Raw genomic sequence first — 18,108 nt, forward strand, 5'->3', positions numbered from 1 at the left:
CACTCTGATACATAATTGATAACTCCGATTTCGGATTTCCGCTAAGCTAGTGAATCGGTCTGCAAAGACGAAAACGACAGCCATCTGGCCCTCTTTTTGAGTAACTCAGTCAATCGTACCGACACCGCATTGGCTCCAGATTGATTAGCAAAATTCCAACCCTAATGAAACTCTTCCCGAAACGCTCTTTCGCCCTAATCCTCTCTCTGGTTACCCTCAACTGCAATTCGAGTAAAGCCAACGGAATTCATCACGAATGGGAGAATCCCGAGATTTTCCAAATATACCGTGAAGCCCCACATGCATTCTTCACTCGCTATCAAATCCCCGAAGCAGCGACCAAGGATCGGAAAGAAGAATCCAGAAAAATTTTCAGCCTAAATGGCAACTGGAGCTTCAACTGGGCCGCCAAACCTAGCGAGCGACCGATTGGCTTCGAAAATCCGAACTTTGACGCCTCTAGCTGGGATCAAATCTCCGTCCCCTCGCACTGGGAGCTACAAGGATTCGGAATTCCGATCTACACGAACATTATCAATCCGTTCCCGAAAACCCCACGGTCCATCGACCATTCCGACAATCCAGTAGGAAGTTACCGACACAAATACACTATTCCCAGCGAGTGGAACGGACAGCGGGTTTACCTTTGCTTCGGAGGAGTCAGCGGGGCTATGTATGTCTGGGTAAACGGCCAGAGAATTGAATACAGCGAAGGGAGCAAGTCAGAGGCTGAATTCGATATTACCGATTCTCTCCAAACGGGCGATAGACTTCTCGCTGTAGAAATCTATCGCTGGTCTGACGCGAGCTATATGGAGGATCAGGAATTCTGGCGCCTGAATGGCATCGAGCGTGACGTTTGGCTCTACGCCACCAATACCGCAACGCTAACGGATCTTACAATAATCGCAGATCTAGACGACTCGTTCAGCACCAGCAAATTTGTCACCGAATTCGAGATCGTAAACACAGAGGACAAAACCCAAACGATTTCAATTTCCGCAAAACTTCTCGACGGCAATAAGAAGATTCTTGAATTCGACAAGTCATTGTGTGTGCCAGCCAACGGAAACAAGACTGTCACTTTCGATGGAGATATCTCCAATGTCCGAAAGTGGACCGCCGAGACACCAGAGCTATATTCACTGGAGGTGGTTACAAAACCAAAGAATGGCGAATCCGAATTCTCGCGATTCGACGTCGGCTTCCGACGCATTGAGATAAAGAGCGCCCAACTCCTCGTCAACGGCAAGGAAGACTACCTGAAAGGTGTGAACCTTCATGACCATCATCCATTAAAGGTCACATAATGGAAGAATCGATCACGTTGAAGGACCTTCAGTTAATGAAGGAAAACAACATCAACGACATACTTTGTAGCCACTATCCAAAGAAGGATTCATTCTACACTCTTTGCGATCGTCTAGATTTATACGTCGTAGACGAAACAAATATAGAGGTTCAGGGCATGGGCACGACCAACCAAGGTCCCTTTGACATGACTGTTCATCCAGTTTATCTGCCCGAATGGACCGGTGCTTTCCTCGACCGCACCGAACGCATGTACGAGAGTTCAAAGAACCATCCATCCATAATCATTTGGTCTCTTGGAAACGAGGCAGGAAATGGTCAAAATCAGGTCGCTTCCTACAACTGGTTGAAATCGGGCCAATCAAGCGGACCAGTCCAATACGAAGGCGCCACACACTTCTCGAATAGTAATTTCCAAGTTCCAATGTATTGGAAATTCGAGGACATGATCGCATACGCTGAGAACACTCCCGGACGCCCACTCATTCAGTGCGAATACTCTCACGCCATGGGCAATAGCGTAGAAAACCTCCAAGACTACTGGGACGTGATCGAGTCATATGATATAATGCAAGGGGGCTTCAATTTGGATTGGGTCGATCAAGGCATTCTAGCCCAAAACGAAAACGGTAAAGACTACTGGACCTACGGCGCACAACTCGGTAGCGAGCACCTACAGCACGATTACAACTTTTGCCTCAATGGTTTGATTGACGCAGATCGTACTCCCCATCCGGCTTTGTTCGAAGTCAAGAAGGTCTATCAGTTCATCAAGTTCCGCAACTTCGCCCTCGAAACGAATACTATCGAAATTGCGAACGGTTACGATTTCAAAAATCTAAGCGATTTCATAATCAGCTGGGAAATCACGAAGGACGGAAAACCTTACGCAACTGGAGGGCTATCGGAACTTGATATTGCTCCAGGTGGATCCCGTCGCGTAGACTTGAATCGATCTAACTTTGATCAGACGAGCGGCGAGTTCTTGTTAAACCTACGGGCGAATCTTCGTGTTGAAAAACCCCTACTTTCTGTTGGATCGGAATTAGCCGCAGAGCAATTTGCTCTGTCTTCATACAAGTTTGCAGCCGATATGCCAATCAGTAAAGAATCGATCAGCTCGCAACTTGAGGGTAAGAACCTGACAATCAATGGCTCAGGCTTAAAAGTCGTATTCGATTCGCAGACCGGAGCACTTTCCGAACTGAATGACTCGGACAAGAACATTCTCAAGGAAGCTCTTCGACCAAACTTCTGGCGCACCCAAACCGACAATGATTTCGGTTACCGTATGCCACAAACCCATGCGGTATGGAAGAAGACGACAGAAACGCAGAAGCTAGTCAGGAGATCACTTGCTTAGTCGAGAGCCAAGGCAAGCTACTCGCTATTGAGAACGCCTCCAGTGACGCCTCAGAAAACCACCGCGACAACAGAGCTCCAGTGAATAACGGCAAGTTAGTTGCATTCGTACAGGCCGCCGCGGACCACGGGGAAGTCACTGTCTCCTTTAGAGCAAATGGCCTCGAGTCATCAAACCTATCAATAAGTATCGACGAGTAGAATCCTCTTTTTCAGCAATCCAGCTGAAATTTCAGATCCCTTCACTTCCAATCCTCACGCTCTATTCGAGCTTTTTGACGCTTACGAACTCCGAAACCTACTCGAGTGAAGTTCCAGAATTTACAAAAGACTCATCGCCGGAATCGGCAAAAAGAACGGATTATTCGTCTAATGGTCGCAGACGATCATCCATCGATGAGAAAGGGTATAATAGCCTTGGCCCAAAGCCAGCCGCAAATGGAAGTTGTGGCAGAGGCTTCGAGTGGGGAGGATGCGATTAGAGTCTATGACGAGAAACTGCCTGATGTGGTTCTCATGGACCTAAGAATGCATGGTATTGGAGGGGTGGAAGCGACAATGTCTATTTGCCGAAGGCATCCGGAAGCCAAGATCATTGTGCTTTCCACTTACGACTGGGACGAGGATATCCACAGTGCGATTCAATCGGGGGCAAAGTCCTATTTGCTCAAAGATATGGCGGTCGAGGTTATTACGGGCACTATCCGAAAGGTCTTCAATGGCGACCAGATATTGCCGAGTCAAGTTGCTGAGCGTCTCTCTCAACGAGCGGAACGCCAACAACTCACAGCGCGCGAAAAGGAAGTCCTAGAAACTCTTATCAAAGGCCGGAGCAACAAGGAAATAGCGACGAGTCTGGGGATATCAGATGAAACAGTTAAGTCGCACTTCAAAACTCTTTTCAACAAGCTTGGAGTGAGGGATAGGACCGAAGCAGCTATTGCAGCGATACGGCATGGGATTGTTCATTTGGATTGAAAATGGAGTTCATCTGGTAACCGGAGTTCGCTCATCTAAGACTTTTCGATGCTTTCTAAATTCAGCAACATGAACCGTCAGATTTGGACGTTGCTCCTGCGGCCACTCTAGGCGCTTAACCTAGATATTTATGCTGCAGAAAGCGGCGAGTCAGGCCCAGCGATGAGACTGCCGGACATGCCCTTGCATGACCCCTACATTGTAGCTCATGAGCCTTCGCGACTTAATATTTGTACATGCGAAAGGTTCCCCGCCTCACGGGTGAGGAAAGGCTGTGCACCATGGCATACTTGTCCAAGGATTTGAAAAGTTGGTCTTTTGCCAAAGGTAGTTTTCGTAGTGCCCGAGGACTCGTTTGCGCGTCAGGGCAACTGGGCACCTAAAGTACATGAGTACGAGGGGAAGTTCTACCTTTTTGTTACCTTGCGCGATAGTGAAGCATATCTGAAGATGCCTGGCGTGACCCTTATGTACGTGGTACGATCACAGCCGTTTCGGGTTCGCCGGACGGACCCTTCAAAATGTTGGACAAGACCGGCCCCGTCGTTTTCAAGGACATTATGACGCTGGACGGTACGCTTCACGTTGATAGGTACGGTCAACCATGGATGGTATACGCCCACGAGTGGCTGTAACGCATCGACGGTACGATCGAGGCGGTAAAGCTCTCCTCTGACCTGTCGCGAGCCATTGACGATCCTATCCATCTCTTCAAGGTTTCAGATGCCCCTTGGCTCAACAATGTATTCAATGTATCCGACTCATGACCACACTATGTGACCGATGATCCTCAATTGTACCGGACAAAAGACGACCAGCTTCTTTTGCTCTGGTCGAGTTACGAGTCAGGATCCTATATGCAAACGATAGCCAGTTCGAAGTCGGGTACCTTGCATGGCCGTTGACTCAACTCGCACCCTTGGTCAAACGCGACTCCAGTTACGGCATGCTGTTCCATACCTTCGATGGAAACTTCATGATGGTGCTACATCGCCCGTATCGCGGAGCTCGCGGCAAGTTCTTCGATATGGCGGATCGAGGTGACTATCTTGAGATGTTAAGGCAACCGAACAGATCTCGATGGAGAATCCCTTCACGACAATCTGCGTGAGGCCCTTGGTTTGTAGTGTCGATTGTTTTTCAATTGGCAGCGAGACCGCAACAATCTAGTCCAAACGCGATCACGACTATATGGGTTTAAAGTATGCTTTGCTCTAAGTTGTGTGCTTCCGAATTCTCTCCAACCTACGAAAATACTTTGCTTTCAAGAAACATGTGCCGAAACTGGATCCGAGTAATGAATCTACTTATACAAGAAGACTCCGCTCCTCTGCTTCAGAATCCTTCGGAGAAGCCTCAAACCGCGATTTCGAACTCATAACAATTGCGACGAGATTAGGCAGCGTGGACAAAATCAAGTTTAACCCAATCCACTAATGCAGCGATATTTACGAATCCCATATAGGTTTTCTCCAATTTGTCGTAGAGGGTGCCGAACCTCCGGTACCGTTTTATCTTAGCGAAGAAGTTTTAACACGATGCCTAGCTCTTCCAACCTCCTTGATATATTCAATTTTACGTTTCCGGTTCGCTCGTGGAGGTATTACGGCGATGCCGCAGCATTCCTCGACATAGCAACGGATCGCGTTGCTGTCGTAGGCCTTGTCGGCAAGCAGGAAGCTTCCATCCACAAGTCCTCGTATCGTATCCACAGCGCTAATACTGTCGTGCTCGTTTCCGCAAACCAGTCGCATGCTCAAGGGCAGTCCGACCACGTTCACTGCGGCGGAGATCTTCGTGTTGCAACCGCCCTTGGTCTTTCCAAGCTTCTGGTCTTCAAGGCAAAGAGGGTGCTTCGAAGCGTCCTGATGAGCCTTAAGATGCGACGCATCGAGCATGACCGAAATCGAATAGTCGTGGTAGCGACCAGAGATGCGTTCGAGAATCCATGTCCACATCCCGCATTCGCACTAGCGTCGAAAACTTCTCCGCACGCTGTTGTGCTTGCCGAAGCGTTCAGGCATCTGGTTCCACATCGCTCCAGTGCACAACACCCACCAGATACCGTTCAAGGTACGGTCGAGGCTGTGGTTCGGGCGGCCGCGACGGCCGCTCACCTCTTCGCGGTAAGCGTTGTTAATTTTTTTAGCTCCTCGCGGATATCCGAGGGCATCTCATCGGCTTTGTATTCTGACATCGAATACTACCATAAAAACTCACATAGCGTTGCAAGCCAACATCTTAACTAAAATAAATAATTTGTCCACGCGGCTTAAACAGTGTCGTCCGATGTTATCACACAATTACCTCACCCATTTAGGGTGATCTGATATTCAAGAACCATGTGCTAGGCTGCGTTTTCAAATCAGATTGATCCTGAAACAAGCTGCAACAAAAGCTGAATATAACCCCCATCCCAAATCCAATTGAGATTTCCCTTCCCTATTAACTTACTCGCCAAGACCCTCTTACTTCTACCGACCGTAGTTGTCAGTCCGATCTTCGCCCTAGAGACATCAAATTTAAGCCTTCTCACAACAGCCGCTGAGATCCGAGCACTCACCCCTGATCAAGCTGCTCAGCAAATACCGATCAAGCTTCGAGGCTGCTTTATGGCCAGGGAACAGCTCCATTCCTTTGCAATTATCGATGAGACTGACAGTATTTTCTTGTTTACCGAAGACACTCCTCCAATCGTATTCGAGCCTGGTGATCTCGTCGAGGTTGAGGGGTTTACAACCCCCGGTGATTACGCTCCCTGCGGTACCGCGACAGCAATCAGAAAGATCGGGCAAACAGATCTTCCTAACCCAATCAAGGTGTCGATACAAGACCTTCACTCTGGACAGTTTGATGCCAAGTGGGTCGAAATAACAGGAATCGTCCGGAGCATAGATTTTCAGCCAGATCCAATACCTGAGGATCCATACGAAGATGCGGATCCCACCATTACACTAGAACCACACCCGCACACAGTAATCAAAATAGCGGTTGGAAACTCATGGATTGTAGCGGAAATACAGGAAATCTTGGAGCCTCACCTATACATTGACGCTAAGATCAAGTTAAGGGGGCTAATTTTCTACCTTCACAACGACAACAGGCAGGCCGTTCGCCCAATACTCCACTCTACGAACGGGGTTTTGCCTGAGATTATTACACCGCCTCGAACAACCGACTTCGACGGCATACCTAGATCTGTATCAAGATTGTTTACCTTCGACCAAAGCGGAGGACATCCCTGGCACCGAGTTCATATAAGAGGCGTTGTTACACACCATCGCAAAGAACAGGCGCTTTGGGTCAGGGACGAGTCCCACAGCATGCAAATACACAGCTCCCAAAATGATGCCCTCGAACCTGGCGACTTGGTCGACGTGCTTGGATTTCCGGAAGTTGGGACCTACAGTCCAATCCTAAAAGACGCAGTTTTTTCAAAACGCAACGAACAATCGCCAATCGAGCCCATCAAGCTAGACGACATCGCAATGATTACACGGCACGATTCGGACCTTGTCCAAATTGAAGCTGAGCTAGTTGAATTCCAAAACTATCCCGAAAGTATCGAACTTACCCTAAATGGTCTCGGAACTACCGTAAGCGCTTCATTACAAATTGCGACCGGTCAGGAGATTCATACAAGCTGGGAAGTCGGTAGCATTGTCTCTGTATCGGGAATTGCGTCGGTCGGTGAAGGTGAACCAATACCTCGAAACGGGCTTTGGTCTTCCGAATCGCTCCACATCCTTCTACGTTCCCAAGATGACCTCAAGACACTCATTGCGGCCCCTTGGTGGACAATCAAGAGGATCTCATATGCACTTGCCAGTATTCTGTTCCTTGCCGTCATTACTATTGCGATTATTGTCATCATGTCTCGAAGGAGACTTCGTGAACAGCAGCAACAACAAACTCAAGCAGAAGGTAAGTTCTCCGCTATCCTCAATGAACGCAATCGTGTTGCTCGCGAAATCCACGATACTCTAGCTCAAAATATTGGCGCGATATCGGTTCAGCTCGAACTTGTTCGCACAGACTCCAAAAATCTGGGAGATATCGCGAAACAGCACCTGAAAACAGCTCATTCGCTCGCTCGCAATGCGTTGTCAGATACACGGGAATCTATTTGGAACATGCGATCCCAAGTATTGGAAAAACACGACCTTACTGGAGCTCTTCAACGAGTATCAAAACAACTGACGGAAGAATCTGAAGTCGAAGTAATCGCAAACGTTCAAGGTACCAGCCGAAGACTTCATCCTGTAGTTGAAAATAACTTACTTAGAATTGGACAAGAAGCACTTGCGAACGCTTGCAAGCACGCAAAACCAACCCGCATCGAGATTTCAATCACCTATTTCAGGCGGCGGATCGAATTGCGAGTATCAGACAATGGCACTGGATTTGACCCAGAAAATGTCTCCCTGGAATCCAGACAAAGCTTCGGCCTTGTTGGAATAAAAGAGCGAATCGAAATTCTTGGAGGTAAATTCAACATTCAAAGTCAGATTGGCAAAGGCACCACAATCTGGGTTGAAGCCAGCGACTGATATAAACGTTCTGAAATTGATTTCGAAAGCACTGCTCTACCCAAAAGTAATAGCGTGAGATAGGCGAACCACAGCATCTCCCTTAGAAACCCCAAACTACCCCGTGACACAAAACACACCTGAACACATCATTCGTGTACTCATTGCTGAACGACCATCCATCAATGAGGGTTGGATTAGCCGCCCTGATCAACCATCAATCGAAAATACAGGTTGTCGCCGAAGCGGCAAATGGTGAAGAAGCAATAGAGGTCTACTCTAAAACAAAGCCCGACGTAGTCCTTATGGACCTACGCATGCCCGGCATTGGTGGAGTCGAGGCGATTCTCGCCATCCGTAAAGTTGATCCAGATGTAAAGGTCATTGTTCTATCAACCTACGATTTAGACGAGGACATTCATCTGGCCATTCGATCGGGTGCGGCCTCGTATTTACTGAAGGATACTCCGATAGAGGACATTGCGAACGCTATTACAAGTGCCTATGCAGGAAACGTTTCGCTTCCGAAATCAGTCACCAAACGTCTCGCAGAGAGTTTGCAGCGCGAGCAGCTAACGGAAAGAGAGAAAGAGGTTCTCGAAGCGCTCATAATGGGCCGTAGCAACAAGGAAATAGCCTCTCGACTTTCAATCTCAGATGAAACCGCAAAGTCCCACCTCAAAACCCTTTTCCAAAAATTGAATGTTTGCGACCGAACGGAAGCGGCAATTGCAGCAGTTAGACATGGCATCGTCCACTTGGACTAGAGGGCAAGAGATCAAGTTTCAGATTTCGACTACATCGACATTTCGAAAACTTTCACCATTATTCATCAATGCAGTCCTTCTATCGATTGCGATACCTTTGGCAAGCTCCCGTCAGGATTGTGTATCAGTTCTTCAATACACACTGAACGTCGATAGCTTCCCCCACTCGCCTGTACGCCGCCGCTATGATAGAAGAAGTTCCACTTTCCTTCGAATTCGATGATCGCTTGGTGTATCGTATTGCTGTTGCCCGCGATCTCTGAGAACAGGCCGCGGTAAGTCCAAGGGTTATTTATAGAATCGCTCGTTGCGTAAGCAACCCTCTCGGGAACCCCGTGGCATAGCTAATGTAAAAAGTCTCACCACGTTTGTGGATCCAAGGTGCTTCGGTAAAGTCCAGAATATCAACTGTCCGTATCGGTCCTTCAAACTCAATCATGTTATGTTTGAGCTTCGCGTAGTAACAAAGTTTGTTTCCCAAAAACAAATAGGCCTGTCCATCGTCATCGATCCAGACTGTCGGGTCATGTCGTCCCACCAAATATCCGTTTCCTTTGTCATTTCATTAGTTACGAGAGCAGACCCGCGGGCATCTTTGAACGGTCCTGTTGGATTGTCTGCAACTGCAACCCCCAAGGCCTTGCCGCCCTTTTCGTGCTCAACCGACACCTACCAAAAGAACTTTCCATCTCGCTCGATTACTTGCGCTGCCCAGGCATCGGCTTTCGCCCACAAAAAATCAGCAACAGACAAGGGCGAACCCTCATCACACAAATCCTTCATGTCATTCGATGAAAAGCAAAGCCAGTCATGCATCTTGTAGAATGAATTATCAGGGGACTAGTCGTGTCCAGTATACAAATACACACGCCCTTCGTGCACCAGAGCGGCGGGACCCGCAGTAAAGGATTTTTCGATAATAGGATTACCAGCCGTACTGTGAACGTACGGCTGGTCGTCCGCAGGTGGAATCCCCTAGTTTGGCGTCCCATCTTCGTTCCACTCGACGACCCTGGCTCGAGTCGCTCTGTCAGGGTTTCGCAAAGGGTCTCCCTCAATATTCTCGTAGTTACGAGCATGATATCAGTTTCGCCATCTTAGGACGTTGTAAAACTATTGTGCCCCGGACCAAACTGCATCGTCTTGGAACTGCTCTTGAAGACAGGTTCAGGCGACTTAGCCCATGACACTGGGTCAAGCATGCTCTTCGCTCAGTTGACTTATCGAGAGAGCCTCAGGGACATCGAGGCGTGCCTTCGCTCGCAATCGCAGCTGCTCTACGCCATGGGAATCCGCGGATCGGTTTCCAAAAGCAATCTCGCCTACGTCAACGAGCGGCGAGACTGGCGAATGTTCTTCGACCTTGCCGACATCCTCATGCGAAAGGCGCGGCGACTGCATTCGAAGGAAAGATACATCGAGGAGATCGACCAGGCGGTTTACGACTTGGACGCTTCTATCGTCGACCTGTGCATGTCGCTGTTCCCTTGGGCGAGATTTCGGCGGGCCAAGTCCGCCGTGAAGAACCAAGCCATGATCGATCTCAGAGGCCCTATGCCCGCCTTCATAGCGGTCACGTAGGGGAAGATCCACGACGTGAACGCTCTGGACTGGATCGTGTTCGAGACAGGAGCCTTTTAGGTGATGGATCGAGGCTATCTCGACTTCGGACGTCTCACCCGTATCGAATCGGCCCGATCCTACTTCGCGATAAGGGCGAAGTCGAACATGAGCTTCTAGGTCAAGGAATCCAGAACTGTCGATAAGAGGACCGGGCTGCGTTCCGACCTGACCATCAGACCCAACGAATCGAAAAGCAAAAGCCTGTACATTTCGAACTTGAGGCGTATCAGGTATTTGGATGCGGAAACGGGAAAGAAGCGGATCTTCCTCACCAACAACTTCGAGCTCGAAGCGGTCATGGTGGCAAAGCTCTACAAAAGCGCGTTGGCAGACCGAGCTCTTCTTCAAATGGATCAAGCAGAACCTCCGAATCAAGTCCTTATACTGCTACGGCCTGCTAGGTGGCATCAACCGAGGATTTCTTGACAAGCGCTCGTATCTACCTGCTCCGCTGGACACCTGGGAAGACCTGCTATCCTGCGTAGACGAAGACGGAAAAATGGGCTACGCACAGCTTGTAGTTGGTGGTCCAGCCCACGAACGACCATCCGAATCCATCGACTACGCAAACGGTGCCTTTCTCCTAGCCGCCAGCGAACTCTACAAAATGGACCTCGGGCACGAGGACTTCCTCGCCCTCAAGTCCCCTTTTGAGCTCAAAGAACTTTCCCGAGACGGAGCCTGGACTTGGTTCAATGACGAACGCGTACTCTACGATGGCGACGGAATCTAGACAGGTTCTATCGACTCAGAAGGCCGTGCTCGAGTTTACTACTACTCTACCAAGACCGCTCAAAGCCCCTACGCCACCAACGGCACTTACCGCATCGATATCATCTTCACCGACTCGCACCCTCGCCGGGATCACGAAAACAACGTCTATCACATTTACTACCAAGGCGACATTTTCCATAAAAGCGATGGACCCCCATACGCTCGCTCGAAACAGTCATATCACAGCCGCTCCTACCCTCCGAGGCCACCCTCATCTACTCCGGAACAGAAGCCGGAAGGGCTTGGATATGAGATCTTGATACGATCAAAACGACTCCCCCCCTCAACGCATTTATAAACTCCACCGATCACGAAGTCGACAATGATCTGCGCTATCGTATCGCCCATTTGGACACTTCGTCAATGGGCTGGATCCAGAGCCAAGTCGCTTTCGCAGGTACCCATCTCTACAGCAGAGAAGAACACTACGCTGGCGGCATCGCCATCGACCCACAGGACACGGATACTCTCTACCTATCCAGCGAGGTCGATCCGCAATCAGGCCAGCCAAACCTAACTGGACGCTACCAAATCTTCCACGCTACCCGCAGCCAAGTGTCGTGGAATTTTCTGCAACTCACCTTTGACGCCAGCCAGGACAACATTCGTCCGGTCATCTCGCGCAACCACGATTTCGATACAGTCGCTCTTTGGCTCCAAGGTCGCTACACCAATTATGAGGACTACAAAACCCGTGTTGTGGGAGTAATTGAAAAGGCAGATTAGAATCCGGACAGCAACAGGACACACCAAAAGCAATCAGATTGGCTGTTTGTCGCAAGGGCTATCGTACCTATTGTATCCACAATTATTGCAGTCTCCTGCAGCCTAAAGTCAAATGTCAATACTGTCTAGGCCGCGTGGACAAAATCAAATTTAACCCAATCCACTAATGCAGCGATATTTACGAATCCCATATAGGTTTTCTCCAATTTGTCGTAGCGGGTGCCGATTCTCCGGTACCGTTTTATCTTAGCGAAGAAGTTTTCAACACGATGCCTGGTTTTTCCAACCTCCTTGATATATTCAATTTTACGTTTCCGATTTCGTCTCGGAGGAATAACGGCGATGCCGCATCAGTCCTCGACATAGCAACAGATCGCGTCGCTATCGTAAGCCTTGTCGGCAAGCAGGAAACTTCCACCTACAAGACCTCGGATCGTATCGACTGCCCTGATACTGTCATGCTCGTTCCCGCAAACCAGCTTCATGCTCAAAGGCAATCCGACCACGTTGACAGCGGAGGAGATCTTCGTGTTGCATCCACCCTTGGCCTTTCCAAGTTTCTGATCTTCAAGGGAAAGAGGATGCTTCGAAGCGTCCTTATGAGCCTTAACATGCGACGCATCGAGCATGACCGAAATCGAATAGTCGCGGTAGCGACCAGAGATGCGTTCGAGAATCCATGCCCACATCCCGCATTCGCACCAGCGTCGAAAACTTCTCCAAACGCTGTTGTGCTTACCGAAGCGATCAGGCACCTGATTCCACATTGCTCCAGTGCACAGCACCCACCAAATTCCGTTCAAGGTACGGTCGAGGCTGTGGTTCGGGCGACCCCGACGGCCGCTTACCTCTTCGCGGTAAGCGTTGTTAATTTTTTAACTCCTCGCGGATATCCGAGGGCAACTCGTCGGCTTTGTATTCTGACATCGAATACCATCATAAAAACTCGCATGGCGTTGCAAGCCAACATCTTAAATTTAATAAACAATTTGTCCACGCGGCCTAGCCAACCGATGTACATCCATCGGCCTATTCGGGTAGCTCGATCAACATGATCTCTGATCAACATAATTCTCTCTATTCGCACGGAGAATTCCAATACGCCGTATTCTATGACCAAGAAAGCTACCTGACAGTAGCTAAGCGAAAAGTCGGCACGAACGCTTGACTATTCGTTAAGACGAAGTACGAAACTCGAACACAGGATGCACACAATACTGCAAGATTCGGAATAGATGGCGCTGGATTTCTTCACATCGCATGGGGACATCACAACACACCTCTGAACTACATCCGCTCTACGGAGCCTGGCATGCTTGAATTTGGCCCCAAACGAGGAATGACGGCCACAATGGAAAATTTGGTCAGCTACCCTCAATTCTTCTCGCTGCCCGACGGAGACCTCCTCTTTCTCTACCGCAACGGAGCTTCAGGCCGGGGGAACAGTGTGCTAAAGCGATACGTTTTAGAAACCGAAAGGTGGTCTCTAATTCAAGAGAACCTAATCGATGGCGAAGGGGACCGAAGCGCCTACTTTAATGCAACCGTCGATCCATCGGGAAATTTCCACCTCGCCTGGAACTGGCGCGAAAGTCCGGAGGTATCCACAAATCACGATCTCTGCTACGCCCGTTCCAAAGACGGAGGACTCACTTGGGAAGACATATCAGGCAATCAACGACCCCTGCCCTTTAATCTCGCTAATTCACCGTACATTCTAGAGATACCACAAAACAGCAATCTCATGAACCCGCCACCGTTGCCGCAGACGAAAACGGGAACCCCGCTATCGCCAACTACTGGAACGCACCCGACTCTGACATCCCTCAGTATCAAATAATCTATTACAAGGACAACGAGTGGCACCGGACTCAAGTCACTCAACGCACGTCTTCCTTCAATCTTTCTGGGACCAACACTAAACGCCCTCCACTCTCGCGTTCGGTGCTTCTTTACCAATCTTTAGGAGCCGCCCACCTTGTCTTTAGTGATGACAACCGCAGAAACCGTTTAGTTCTCGCAACTACCAAAAGGCTCGAAAGTGACGAATGGGTGCTCAAGGAGCCTCTTCCCAACAATCTCGACGCCTGGGAGCCCTCATACGATGCAGCGCTTTGGCTTCAACGCGGCCACATCTCCATTCCTATACAAACCGTCCACCAAGACGACGGCAATGACGATACCAGAGACCAGGTGCCCGCTACTCCTTACCAAGTACTCACCCTACAATTAAATAGCGCAAATAGCTAATGCACTAAAGTCTGCGAGCATTCCGCTTTAGACTTTTTGCCCGCAAGCGACTTCTGCGCAGTTACCGAATCACCAGTTGAAAACGTATTCGTGCCAATCTTGAATAGACGTGAAATCACTATGACGTTCCCACGCGAATCCAAACGCGAAGTCGAGCGTGTTGTCTTCCAGATCGATAGTCGCTAGATAATCACCTTGTAGGGTCGCCCCTTGCTGAAATTGAATGGAGCCCTCTCGAAAACCGCCCAAGAGCTGCACTCCGGTAGCCAACCAGTAACCGTCGATCTCGTCCCATAACGTAAGACAGCCACCACCAGCCATAGCTGTAGCCTTGGTGCTTTGCGGCACCAAGCCCACCGAAACCTTCATGTCTCTCAAGACTTTCTCCGAACCGGAAAAGTGGGAGCGAGCTCCGCAAAGGTATGAGCCTTTTCTCAGGGAAATTTCCTTTTGCTCGTAGAGCTTCTCGCCTGCGATGTCGTATTCATAATCCAAGGATATGAGCACCATGTCATCTCTAGAATCGTCGATACGGACCGCACGATACACGTTACTGGTGTAGAAATCGCCCTCGTACCAAATCCCAGTACCGCCACAACCTCTCGAACCGCCGACCTTGTAGGGGTCGTAGCCTTCCCCCGTATCCTCGTGATAGCTTCCCTCTCTAGAGAATTCCTTTTCGTACCACTTAAGGACTACTGGTGTCTCGATGCGCTTGCACCAAACATCGACTCCGCTGTCCTCCGCTGAGTTCATTAATGCAGGGCCATACACTCGAAAAGCAATTTTGTCGTTTTCCCACGCCACATCATCAGCTCGACGCGGCACCACATAGGCTCCCACCGTTTGGGCTGATGTATCGCCGAGCGATACCGAACAAGCGGCGAAAAAGCCGGCAAAAACTATTGTTTTCAAATTCCCCATGCAACTTTGACAACTAAAGGCCATCGATACGTCAGCGCCCCATCCAGCCGCCATCCACAACTAGTATCTCTCCGCTAACATAGTCGAAGGCAGCACTCGACAAGAAATACAGTTGGTCCCTTAAAGTCCTCTGGGGTGCCCCACCTGCCAGCTGGGATACGAGCCAGAATCAGTTCACTTCGAAGAGGATCGTCTCTAAGGTCCGCGGTGTTGTCTGTCGCAACATAGCCGGGAGCGATTGCATTAACATTCACACCTTTGAATGCCCATTCGTTGGCCAACGCCTTCGTCAACTGTCCAATCGCACCCTTGCTTGCGGCATAACCGGGTACCGTTATTCCCCTCTGAAAAGTCAGTAACGAAGCTGTGAATACAATTTTTCCGCTTCCTCGCTCAACCATCCGCTGACCAATTTCTCGAGACAATATCCACTGGGCGTTCAAGTTCACGTCGATCCCGCGTGCGCAACCAGTCACCAGAGCCTTCTTTCCTTCGAGCGAAAATGCTTTCATAACATTAATGGGCTATCTCAATGAAGCTATTGGCGCTGGATCCATGTCGTCGAATCGTTGGTTCTCTCCACCCATCGCCCAAACAAATGAATAGTTGGCTGTGCCACATCCAGCGTGAATACTCCAAGCAGGTGAAAGAACCGCCTGCTTGTCTCCAACGCACAGGTGACGGGTAGACTGCGGTTGTCCCATAAAATGCATGACAGCCTGGTCACCTGGCACGTCCAAGTACAAATACACCTCGCTCCGCCTATCGTGTGTGTGCGGTGGCATGGTATTCCATACACTTCCTTGGGCGATCTCAGTGTAACCTAAAACAAGTTGACAGCTTTGGGTACCACTTTCGTGGATGTATTGATAAATCACGCGCTCATTCGCGGTGGCGCTACTCCCCAACTCTATTCTCTTAGCATCTTCCTTCGCAAATCTCTTTGTCGGATACTCTCTGTGCGCAGGATAACTAACAAAATAAAAACAGCTCCCTCCTCCTGCCGGACCGTCAAACGTGATAGACTTCGCGCCTCTCCCTACATAAAGGCATTCCTTTGGAGCTAATTCGTAAGTTTGACCATCTACCGTAACTACACCGAGTTCGCCTAGGTTAATCACACCCAATTCACGCCGCTCGCAGAAGTATTCAGCCTTTATGTCCCCGGTTGGCTTCAACCCAAGCCATTCGCCCTTCGGAAATGCGCCACCCACGATCACTCGGTCTAAGTCGCAATACTGGATTTTGATTTCCCCTTCTTGAAATAGGTCTTCCAACAAATATCGAGATCGAAGTTCATCGGTTGACCTAGTATTGCTCTCATAAATCAAAGGGAGGCATCTTAGGCTCATTGCAAAGTTATAAGATTAGCGGTATCGATTAAAACCGTTAGGCTAAAAGTGAAACAACCAGTATGTCACTCCCTTCCCTACCCCCCATTTGGGGGATTCTACTACTCAAGCCGAAAATCTATTTGCCCGTACCCAACAGAACTTATCTCCTGAACCAAAAATGCGGCAACGAACAACTCGAACACTTAGATTTCTTCCATGCGCGCCATTGCTGCTGCATTCTCATTCAAAGTTGCGAGAAACCAGCCAAGGCTGAATCGCTCTCCCTTCCCCCTGCCGCAGCACATCCCAAAGCGGTGATCACCTAGCCCTTCTTCCCAATCCGAAAAAGGTTGGAGTACCTATCGATGGATATCCATGGATTGCACATGTAAACTCCGTAGATCTCGACCAAGATGGCAAAATGGATGCTTTTCTGTGCGAAGCTCAGGAGGGCCGAATCCACTGGCTCCGACAGGTCGCTCCGGGAGACTTCCGGGAACTCACGATTGCTGAGGACATGCGAGCACCTGTAAGAGTGGAAACTACCGACATGGATAGCGACGGAGACATTGACCTGCTCGTTTCAAGCATGGTCAGGTCTTTCCCAACAACGACCGTATTGGTTCCACCATAAATCTCCAAAACGATGGCCAACAAACCTTCACGCCGCACTGGATACTCAAAAACGTCGCTCTTGTGACTAACATGAGAGCCGCCGACTTCAATAGCGACAAACAGCAATACATCGTAGCAATTGTCTTTCAAGATTGGGAGCAAATTTGGTACTTTGAGAACGAGGGGTGGGTAGCTTTGCCAGCCGTTCCATTTGGAGCTCCACCAACGAAGACTACGCTGCAAGCGGCCTTTCCATTTGCGACCTCAACCAAGACGGCATGCCAGATGTGCTCTTTTCAAAAGGTGACGGCTTTGGTCCCATCGGAATCTCCGGCCCGCGCCCATGGCACGGGGTGCAGTGGTTAGAAAATACTGGTAAAGACTCATTTCAATTCCATCGCATTGAAAACCTTGCCGGCGCGTATTCGCCAATCGAAGTCGATTTTGACAGAGACGGCCACATTGACGTCATCGCAGTGAGTGCCTTCAATGATTGGACCAAACCAAATGCGCAACCGATGGTTTGATTCAAGAACAATGGTCAATTGCGCTTTACCCCAAACGTCCTTGCCTACGAACCAATAAAGCTCCTTTCTGTCGTTCCTGACGACTTCGATAGCAGTGGACAAGTCTCGCTCCCAACTGGAGGATTCCATGCGTACCCTCCATACAACGTCAGAATAAGCCGCCTATTGCTCTGGACTCAGGTGAAGCATTGACTAGCCGAACGAAACTGATTCTTAGTTGCGCCCTATTTGCCTCCCTCGCAATCGGAGGGTCTATCGACTATCTGCCGAAAGTGCGTAAAACACGGACATGGGAAAAGGCTATAGCAGAACTGCCACCTCGCCCCGAAAACATTGCGTATCCAGAACTCAGTGACCGTATTTAAATCATAGAATCGAAAATACAGTC

Annotated in this window: 18 protein-coding genes and 3 pseudogenes; 13 read left to right on the forward strand and 8 right to left on the reverse strand. The window is 49.4% G+C overall.

The window, feature by feature from the left end:
• Positions 1-164: 164 nt before the first annotated feature.
• The 4 genes from QEH53_RS01380 (at position 165) to QEH53_RS01395 (ending at position 3,651) form a co-directional block, all read left to right on the forward strand.
• Positions 165-1,310 carry a sugar-binding domain-containing protein gene (locus tag QEH53_RS01380; RefSeq protein WP_309021323.1) on the forward strand — a complete coding sequence of 382 codons (1,146 nt, stop codon included), beginning with the start codon at positions 165-167 and terminating at the stop codon, positions 1,308-1,310.
• Positions 1,310-2,674: a glycoside hydrolase family 2 TIM barrel-domain containing protein gene (locus tag QEH53_RS01385; RefSeq protein ID WP_309021324.1), complete on the forward strand. Its 1,365-nt coding sequence runs from the start codon at positions 1,310-1,312 to the stop codon at positions 2,672-2,674. Before QEH53_RS01380 ends, QEH53_RS01385 begins: the two co-directional genes overlap by 1 nt.
• Positions 2,623-2,874, forward strand: coding sequence for a hypothetical protein (locus tag QEH53_RS01390; protein ID WP_309021325.1), 252 nt, complete (start codon positions 2,623-2,625; stop codon positions 2,872-2,874). The genes QEH53_RS01385 and QEH53_RS01390 overlap by 52 nt, the downstream gene beginning before the upstream one ends.
• 171 nt (positions 2,875-3,045) lie before the next feature.
• Positions 3,046-3,651: a response regulator transcription factor gene (locus QEH53_RS01395; RefSeq protein ID WP_309021326.1), complete on the forward strand. Its 606-nt coding sequence runs from the start codon at positions 3,046-3,048 to the stop codon at positions 3,649-3,651.
• Positions 3,652-5,162: 1,511 nt separating this feature from the next.
• Here the strand turns inward: QEH53_RS01395 and QEH53_RS01400 are convergent.
• Together QEH53_RS01400 and QEH53_RS24345 are read right to left on the reverse strand one after the other, a co-directional pair.
• Positions 5,163-5,609 (reverse strand): transposase, encoded by a 447-nt coding sequence (locus QEH53_RS01400; RefSeq protein ID WP_309021327.1) that lies wholly within the window; start codon positions 5,607-5,609, stop codon positions 5,163-5,165.
• A gap of 12 nt (positions 5,610-5,621) precedes the next feature.
• Positions 5,622-5,768, reverse strand: coding sequence for a transposase (locus tag QEH53_RS24345; RefSeq protein WP_369426399.1), 147 nt, complete (start codon positions 5,766-5,768; stop codon positions 5,622-5,624).
• Positions 5,769-6,263: 495 nt separating this feature from the next.
• On the opposite strand from QEH53_RS24345, the gene QEH53_RS01405 reads away from it, so the two are divergent.
• Positions 6,264-8,201 carry a sensor histidine kinase gene (locus QEH53_RS01405; protein WP_309021328.1) on the forward strand — a complete coding sequence of 646 codons (1,938 nt, stop codon included), beginning with the start codon at positions 6,264-6,266 and terminating at the stop codon, positions 8,199-8,201.
• A gap of 134 nt (positions 8,202-8,335) precedes the next feature.
• Entirely contained in the window at positions 8,336-8,947 is a 612-nt protein-coding gene (locus QEH53_RS01410) for a response regulator transcription factor (RefSeq protein ID WP_309021329.1), read from the forward strand.
• Positions 8,948-9,012: 65 nt separating this feature from the next.
• Here QEH53_RS01410 and QEH53_RS24135 read toward each other — a convergent pair.
• Positions 9,013-9,868: pseudogene (locus QEH53_RS24135) on the reverse strand (glycoside hydrolase family 43 protein).
• Positions 9,869-10,090: 222 nt separating this feature from the next.
• Here QEH53_RS24135 and QEH53_RS01415 point away from each other — a divergent pair.
• The 3 genes from QEH53_RS01415 to QEH53_RS01425 all read left to right on the forward strand — a co-directional run bounded on the left by QEH53_RS01415 (position 10,091) and on the right by QEH53_RS01425 (position 12,070).
• Positions 10,091-10,528 carry a DUF4372 domain-containing protein gene (locus QEH53_RS01415; RefSeq protein WP_309021330.1) on the forward strand — a complete coding sequence of 146 codons (438 nt, stop codon included), beginning with the start codon at positions 10,091-10,093 and terminating at the stop codon, positions 10,526-10,528.
• 280 nt (positions 10,529-10,808) lie between these two features.
• Positions 10,809-11,303, forward strand: a complete 495-nt coding sequence (locus QEH53_RS01420; protein ID WP_309021331.1) for a glycoside hydrolase family 88 protein — start codon at positions 10,809-10,811, stop codon at positions 11,301-11,303.
• A gap of 404 nt (positions 11,304-11,707) precedes the next feature.
• On the forward strand, positions 11,708-12,070 hold the full coding sequence (locus QEH53_RS01425) for a hypothetical protein (protein ID WP_309021332.1): 363 nt from the start codon (positions 11,708-11,710) through the stop codon (positions 12,068-12,070).
• Positions 12,071-12,195: 125 nt separating this feature from the next.
• Here the strand turns inward: QEH53_RS01425 and QEH53_RS24350 are convergent, their stop codons facing one another.
• Together QEH53_RS24350 and QEH53_RS01430 are read right to left on the reverse strand one after the other, a co-directional pair.
• Positions 12,196-12,414 carry a transposase gene (locus QEH53_RS24350; RefSeq protein WP_369426412.1) on the reverse strand — a complete coding sequence of 73 codons (219 nt, stop codon included), beginning with the start codon at positions 12,412-12,414 and terminating at the stop codon, positions 12,196-12,198.
• 6 nt (positions 12,415-12,420) lie between these two features.
• Positions 12,421-12,942, reverse strand: a complete 522-nt coding sequence (locus QEH53_RS01430) for an IS5 family transposase (RefSeq protein ID WP_309021775.1) — start codon at positions 12,940-12,942, stop codon at positions 12,421-12,423.
• 317 nt (positions 12,943-13,259) lie between these two features.
• On the opposite strand from QEH53_RS01430, the pseudogene QEH53_RS01435 reads away from it, so the two are divergent.
• Both QEH53_RS01435 and QEH53_RS01440 read left to right on the forward strand, forming a co-directional pair.
• Positions 13,260-13,910: pseudogene (locus QEH53_RS01435) on the forward strand (BNR repeat-containing protein); the annotation flags it as partial.
• A 104-nt stretch (positions 13,911-14,014) separates the two neighbouring features.
• Positions 14,015-14,320, forward strand: a complete 306-nt coding sequence (locus QEH53_RS01440) for a hypothetical protein (RefSeq protein WP_309021333.1) — start codon at positions 14,015-14,017, stop codon at positions 14,318-14,320.
• A gap of 69 nt (positions 14,321-14,389) precedes the next feature.
• On the opposite strand, the gene QEH53_RS01445 is transcribed toward QEH53_RS01440, so the two are convergent.
• The 3 genes and pseudogenes from QEH53_RS01445 to kduI form a co-directional block, all read right to left on the reverse strand.
• On the reverse strand, positions 14,390-15,235 hold the full coding sequence (locus QEH53_RS01445) for a DUF4861 family protein (RefSeq protein ID WP_309021334.1): 846 nt from the start codon (positions 15,233-15,235) through the stop codon (positions 14,390-14,392).
• A 40-nt stretch (positions 15,236-15,275) separates the two neighbouring features.
• A pseudogene (locus tag QEH53_RS01450) lies at positions 15,276-15,699 on the reverse strand (SDR family oxidoreductase); the annotation flags it as partial.
• 69 nt (positions 15,700-15,768) lie between these two features.
• Positions 15,769-16,596 carry a 5-dehydro-4-deoxy-D-glucuronate isomerase gene (kduI, locus tag QEH53_RS01455; RefSeq protein WP_309021335.1) on the reverse strand — a complete coding sequence of 276 codons (828 nt, stop codon included), beginning with the start codon at positions 16,594-16,596 and terminating at the stop codon, positions 15,769-15,771.
• 403 nt (positions 16,597-16,999) lie between these two features.
• Here kduI and QEH53_RS24355 point away from each other — a divergent pair, with 403 nt between their 5' ends.
• Positions 17,000-17,212: an FG-GAP repeat domain-containing protein gene (locus QEH53_RS24355; protein ID WP_369426400.1), complete on the forward strand. Its 213-nt coding sequence runs from the start codon at positions 17,000-17,002 to the stop codon at positions 17,210-17,212.
• A 166-nt stretch (positions 17,213-17,378) separates the two neighbouring features.
• On the forward strand, positions 17,379-17,720 hold the full coding sequence (locus tag QEH53_RS01465; RefSeq protein WP_309021337.1) for a VCBS repeat-containing protein: 342 nt from the start codon (positions 17,379-17,381) through the stop codon (positions 17,718-17,720).
• Positions 17,721-18,108 lie beyond the last annotated feature (388 nt).

This window comes from Pelagicoccus sp. SDUM812002, assembly GCF_031127835.1.
In the GTDB taxonomy this organism is placed as follows: domain Bacteria; phylum Verrucomicrobiota; class Verrucomicrobiia; order Opitutales; family Opitutaceae; genus Pelagicoccus.